Below are 5,039 nucleotides of genomic sequence, written 5' to 3'. Positions count from 1 at the left end.
GGTCGCGGCCGGTGAGCCGGTGCCGGAGTTCCTGCTCGCCGACCCGGTCGGGGTCTGCGCGCTGTTCACCGAGGCGCTCGGGGAGCCGGAGACCGGTGAGGAGGCCCTGGGGGGCGGACCGCGCCGGTACTGGAAGGGGGCGCGGGAGGCGCTGCGCCAGGCGACGTACCACGTGATGAAGAAGCGGGCCGGTCACGTCGGCGAGTACGGGCTCGGGCCGCTGCTCGTGGAGGTGGCGCGCGCCGCTCCCCGGCTGCGGGTGCATCTGGCGGGCCACAGCATGGGCGCCCGGCTCGTCGCGTACGCGCTGCGCGGCCTCCCGCCCGGGGTGCGGCCCGTCGCCTCGGTGACGCTTCTTCAGGGGGCTTTCTCGCACTACGCCTTCGCGGCGCGGCTGCCGCACGACCCGGGGCGCCCGGGTTCCCTGCGGGACATGCAGCTGCGGGTCCGCGGGCCCGTGGTGGCCTGCCATTCGCGGCACGACGCGGCGCTGGGCGTGATGTACCCGCTGGCGTCCCGGCTCGCGAACGACTCCGAGTCACTGACCGCGGACGCGCCGGGGCGGCTCGCGGCGCGCGACCCGCGGTGGGGCGCGATCGGGTACGACGGGGTGCTGGCCGCGCCGGGGACACCGACGCGGACCCTGGCGGAGGTGCTGCGCGAGGGCCTTCCCGGGGCGGGGTGCGTGAGCGTGGACGCGGCCGAGGTGGTCCGCGGCCACAGTGACGTGGTCCGCCCGGAGCTGGCCCGGGTGGTGGTCTCGGCGGCCGCGGCGGGGCGGTGACGGGCGGTGGCCCCCGGCCGTGCGGACGCTTCGGTTCCGGCCGGTCGCGCGGCCTCTTCCCGTACCGGTGAGGACTCCCCTCCGGTTTCCCTGCGGCTTCCGGTGGAACACGGCGGCGCTCCCGTTCGTCCCTCTGATGTCGCGGAAGGACCATCGACGGAGGTGTCGAGGGATGGCCGGTTTCCGGAGTCTCGCGAGACAGGTGCGCGAGCCGGGGTTCGACACGGCGCTGCGCAGGTATTCGCTGCGGAAGTGTCTGGAGCGGTTCGCGCCGTACGGACACCGCGCGACCTGGGACCACTTGTGCCGCCGGCACAGGTTCGGTCCGGAGGACCGGGAGCTCGATCCGGAGCGCCTGGTGGCCGCGCTGGACGAGCTGGAGGAGGCGCGGGCGGTGTGGCTCGCGTACGAGGAGCGGTTCGCGGCGCGGCGGCGGCGCGAGAAGCACGAGGGGCTGCGGCGGCTCCGCGCCTTCGACGACTGGCACCGGCGGGTGTGGGGCGGGAACGGCGTGGTGCGGTGCGCCGACCCCGGTCTGCATCCGGCGGATCCGCTGCCGGAGGTGCTGCGGCGGCTGATCGCGGCCCTGGAGGACGGGCCGGGCGAGCGGTGCCCGGTCTGTTCGGGGGCGCGGCTGGAGTGGCGGCACGGTCCCCGGGACGAGTCCTGGTCGGGCCCGGTGTGCGGGGAGTGCGGGGTGGCCGTGCCCCGCGCGGTCCTCACGCCCCGGGCGCTGGCGCGGGCGGGCGGCGGGCGGAGCCGGCCCCTGGCGCCGGCGGCGTGACAGGAGGCGGAGACGCGCCGGAAAGCACGCGGGGGCGCGTGACGGGGCCCGCGGACTGCGGGGGCCGGTGGGGCGCGACGGGGCCCGGGGGCCGGTGGGGCGCGGCGCCGGGACGGGCGGGCCGTCCCGGGCCTCAGCCGCCGTGGCCGTCGCTCTCCGGGGCCGGGCGGCGCAGCGGAAGCAGGCGGGAGCCCGCCATGCGCTCGCCGAAGGCGTCGTCGGGGTTGGACAGGACGCAGGTCTCCAGGGAGAGACACCCGCAGCCGATGCAGTCCGTCAGATGGTCGCGCAGACGGCCGAGTTGGCGGATGCGCTCGTCGAGTTCGGTGCGCCAGGCGGCGGACAGGCGGGCCCAGTCCTCGTTGGTGGGGGTGCGCTCCTCGGGGAGCTGGGCGAGGGCCTCGCGGATGGTGGCGAGGGGGATGCCGACCCGCTGCGCGGCCCGGATGAAGGCGACCCGGCGGAGGGTGTCCCGGCTGTAGCGGCGCTGGTTGCCCGCGGTGCGGCGGCTGGTGATGAGTCCCTTGCCCTCGTAGAAATGGAGGGCGGAGACGGCGGCCCCGCTGCGGGCGGAGAGCTGGCCGACGGTGAGCTCGTGGATCTTCTCTGGAATCTGCGGCACTCCCCGAACCCTACTGGTCCGTCCGTTGACAGCGACCCCCTCACCCCCACATGCTGAGCAAGCGCTTAGATACCGACCGGAGGGTATGCCGCGTCGGGCGAGTCGGACGTGTCAGAAGGGACGAGGAACATGGCCGAGCCGAGGATCTTCACCTCCGCCGAGGAACTGCGTGCGGGGGTCGGCGAGCCGTTGGGCCACAGCGACTGGCTGGAGATCGATCAGAAGCGGATCGATCTCTTCGCCGAGGCCACCGGGGACCACCAGTGGATCCACGTGGACCCCGAGCGCGCCGCCTCCGGGCCCTTCGGCACGACCATCGCGCACGGCTATCTGACCCTGTCGCTGCTGCCGCTGTTCGTCCCCCAGGTGCTCCGGGTGGAGGGCATGAAGATGGGCCTCAACTACGGGACGGAGAAGGTGCGTTTCCCCGCCCCCGTGCCGGTCGGCTCGCGGCTGCGGGCGACCGCCGTCCTGACGAAGGTGGAGGAGGCGGGCGGTGGTGTGCAGGTGACGGCGGCGGTGACCGTGGAGCGCGAGGGCTCCGAGAAGCCGGTCTGCGTGGCCGAGTCGGTCTCCCGCTACTTCTTCTGACCCGCCCCGGCTCCGGGCCCGCTCGCGGACGGCTCCCGGGCGCCGACCATGCGCAGGACGAGGCCGGCGTAGAGCGCGCCGACCTCGTCGGGCGTCCGGCGCCCCCGGACGTTGAACCAGCGCGAGACGTCGATGCAGAGCGAGAGCACCGCGACGGCCGTACCGGAGACGTCCGGCACGTCGAACTCCCCCGCCGTCACGCCCTCCTCGATGATCCGGCGCACGGTCGCGTCGGACTGCCGGCGCAGCTCCACGATCTCGGCGCGGTGCTCGGGACCGAGCGCGTCGAGCTCGTACTGGACGACCCGGGCGGTGGTGTGCCGCTCGGCGTGCCAGCGGACGAAGGAGCGGACGGCGTCGGCGAGCCGCTCGGCGGCCGTGCCGGGGCCGTCGGCCGCGGCGCGCAGGATCTCCAGGGCCTTGTCGTGGCCGATCCGGCTGATCCGGTGGAGGAGCTCCTCCTTGGTCTTGTAGTGGATGTAGAGGGCGGCGGGGCTCATCCCGGCGCGACCGGCGATGTCCCGGGTGGTGGTGGCGTGGTAGCCGCGCTCGGCGAACGCCTCGACGGCCGCGACCAGCAGCCGCCGGGCGGCCTCGGGCGTGACCTCGCCCCACGGCACGTCCTCGCCGCCGGGCGTCTCCTCCGCCGCGCTCATCGCACACTCCTCCTCGGTCCCGTCAGGACGAACACCATACAACGGCGGTGAGCAAGCGCTTAGACCTTCGGGTCCCGGACCTGCCGCCGGGCTCCGGGCACGCCGCCCGCGCCGGGGGCGTCAGAGCTTCTGGAAGGGGTCGTGCTCGGCGAGGAGCTTCTCCAGGCGGGCCTGGTCGACCCGGCTGACGATCTGGCCCGCCTCCTGGCGGTCGCGCACGACCTTGGCGAGCGTGAAGGCGGAGGTGGTGAGGTAGAGGACGGAGACGGCGAGGAACGCCCGCACCCAGGCGCTGGCCTCCAGCTGGTGGACGCCGATGGCCACGGCCGCGAGGGCGATCCCGAAGGAGATGACGGCCTGGGCGTAGTAGGCGGCGGTGTTCTGCTGCTTGACCGGTGTGTCGCTCATGTCGCACAGCTTCGGCCGGAGCGGGCCGCGCCGGTATCCGCGCGGCTACTCAGTCGGGTACTCAGGGAGCCTGGGTCCCCGCCGCGCCCGGGGACCCCTCCCCCGCTCAGAAGGCGGAGATTCCCGTGAGGGCGCGGCCGATGATGAGCTTCTGGATCTGGCTGGTGCCCTCGTAGAGGGTCATCACCCGGGCGTCCCTGAGCAGCTTCCCCACCGGGTACTCGTCGATGTAGCCGTAACCGCCGAAGACCTGCAGGGCGTTGTTGGCGCAGCGGACGGCGGCCTCGGAGGCGTACAGCTTGGCCTGGGAGGCGGCGGTGGCGAAGTCCCGGCCCCGGTCGATCAGGTCGGCGACCCGCCAGGTGAGCAGCCGGGCGGCTTCCACGTCGACGGCGATGTCGCTGAGGAGTTCCTGGACGAGCTGGTACGAGGCGATGGGCTTGCCGAACTGCTCCCGCTCGCCCGCGTAGCGCACGGCGGCGTCGAGCGCGGCCTGCGCGATGCCGACGCAGCCGGCGGCGACCGACATGCGGCCCTTGGCGAGGGCGGACATGGCGACGGTGAAGCCCTTGCCCTCGGGGCCGAGGAGGGCGCCGGCGGGGACGCGGACGTCCGCCAGGACCAGTTCGGCGGTGGCCTGGCCGCGCAGGCCGAGCTTGCCGTGGATGGGGCGGCGGGTGAGGCCGGGGGTGTCGGTGGGGACGAGGAAGGCCGAGACGCCCTTGTGGCCGGGGGCGTCGCCGGTGCGGGCGAAGATCAGGGCGAGATCGGCCCAGGTGCCGTTGGTGATGAAGGTCTTGGTGCCGGTGAGGCGGTAGCCGTCGCCGTCGCGGACCGCGCGCGTGGCGAGGTTCCCGGCGTCGGAGCCGGTGCCGGGCTCGGTGAGCCCGAAGCAGCCGAGGGCCTCGCCGGCGGTGAGGCGGGGCAGCCAGGCGCGCTTCTGCTCCTCGGTGCCCCAGGCGGCGAGGGTCTTGGTGACGAGGCCGAGCGAGACCGAGACGATGCCGCGCACGGAGGAGTCGCCGCGGCCGAGTTCCTCGGTGACGAGGCAGTACGCGAGGTGGTCACCGCCCGAACCGCCGTACTCCTCCGGGACCGTGAGTCCGAGGAAGCCGAGGTCGCCGAGCTTCTTCACGATGCCCCGGTCGACCTCCTCCGCCCGGTCCCAGGCGACCACGTGCGGGGCGACCTCAC

General features: G+C 74.4%; 6 protein-coding genes and 1 pseudogene. 3 read left to right on the top strand and 4 right to left on the bottom strand.

Annotation, left to right across the window (positions count from 1 at the left end; genetic code table 11):
* Together RIF68_RS27125 and RIF68_RS27120 are read left to right on the top strand one after the other, a co-directional pair.
* Positions 1-784: pseudogene (locus RIF68_RS27125) on the top strand (serine-threonine protein kinase); the annotation flags it as partial.
* Between the two features lie 172 nt (positions 785-956).
* Complete coding sequence (locus tag RIF68_RS27120) at positions 957-1,568, top strand: hypothetical protein (protein WP_309053928.1); 612 nt, start codon at positions 957-959, stop codon at positions 1,566-1,568.
* Positions 1,569-1,701: 133 nt separating this feature from the next.
* Here RIF68_RS27120 and soxR read toward each other — a convergent pair whose 3' ends face one another.
* Entirely contained in the window at positions 1,702-2,190 is a 489-nt protein-coding gene (gene soxR, locus RIF68_RS27115) for a redox-sensitive transcriptional activator SoxR (protein WP_309053927.1), read from the bottom strand.
* Between the two features lie 129 nt (positions 2,191-2,319).
* On the opposite strand from soxR, the gene RIF68_RS27110 reads away from it, so the two are divergent.
* A complete protein-coding gene (locus RIF68_RS27110) occupies positions 2,320-2,781 on the top strand; it encodes a MaoC family dehydratase (RefSeq protein ID WP_309053926.1) in 462 nt (153 codons plus the stop codon).
* Here the strand turns inward: RIF68_RS27110 and RIF68_RS27105 are convergent.
* The 3 genes from RIF68_RS27105 to RIF68_RS27095 form a co-directional block, all read right to left on the bottom strand.
* On the bottom strand, positions 2,769-3,437 hold the full coding sequence (locus RIF68_RS27105; protein ID WP_309053925.1) for a TetR/AcrR family transcriptional regulator: 669 nt from the start codon (positions 3,435-3,437) through the stop codon (positions 2,769-2,771). The genes RIF68_RS27110 and RIF68_RS27105 overlap by 13 nt on opposite strands.
* 120 nt (positions 3,438-3,557) lie before the next feature.
* Positions 3,558-3,845, bottom strand: coding sequence for a YiaA/YiaB family inner membrane protein (locus tag RIF68_RS27100; protein WP_309053924.1), 288 nt, complete (start codon positions 3,843-3,845; stop codon positions 3,558-3,560).
* Positions 3,846-3,951: 106 nt separating this feature from the next.
* Positions 3,952-5,039 (bottom strand): acyl-CoA dehydrogenase family protein (locus tag RIF68_RS27095; RefSeq protein ID WP_309053923.1); only part of this gene is annotated, 1,088 nt, incomplete at its 5' end.

It is taken from the genome of Streptomyces sp. (assembly GCF_031178505.1).
Taxonomy (GTDB): Bacteria; Actinomycetota; Actinomycetes; order Streptomycetales; family Streptomycetaceae; genus Streptomyces; species Streptomyces gulbargensis.
This window is presented reverse-complemented; position numbering and strand designations above follow the sequence as displayed.

What these genes read in the sequence shown, in the direction of transcription:
- RIF68_RS27120 (WP_309053928.1), top strand. Translation starts at nt 957, where the DNA reads ATGGCCGGTTTCCGGAGTCTCGCGAGACAGGTGCGCGAGCCGGGGTTC.
- RIF68_RS27110 (WP_309053926.1), top strand. Translation starts at nt 2,320, where the DNA reads ATGGCCGAGCCGAGGATCTTCACCTCCGCCGAGGAACTGCGTGCGGGG.
- RIF68_RS27105 (WP_309053925.1), bottom strand. Translation starts at nt 3,437, where the DNA reads ATGAGCGCGGCGGAGGAGACGCCCGGCGGCGAGGACGTGCCGTGGGGC.
- RIF68_RS27100 (WP_309053924.1), bottom strand. Translation starts at nt 3,845, where the DNA reads ATGAGCGACACACCGGTCAAGCAGCAGAACACCGCCGCCTACTACGCC.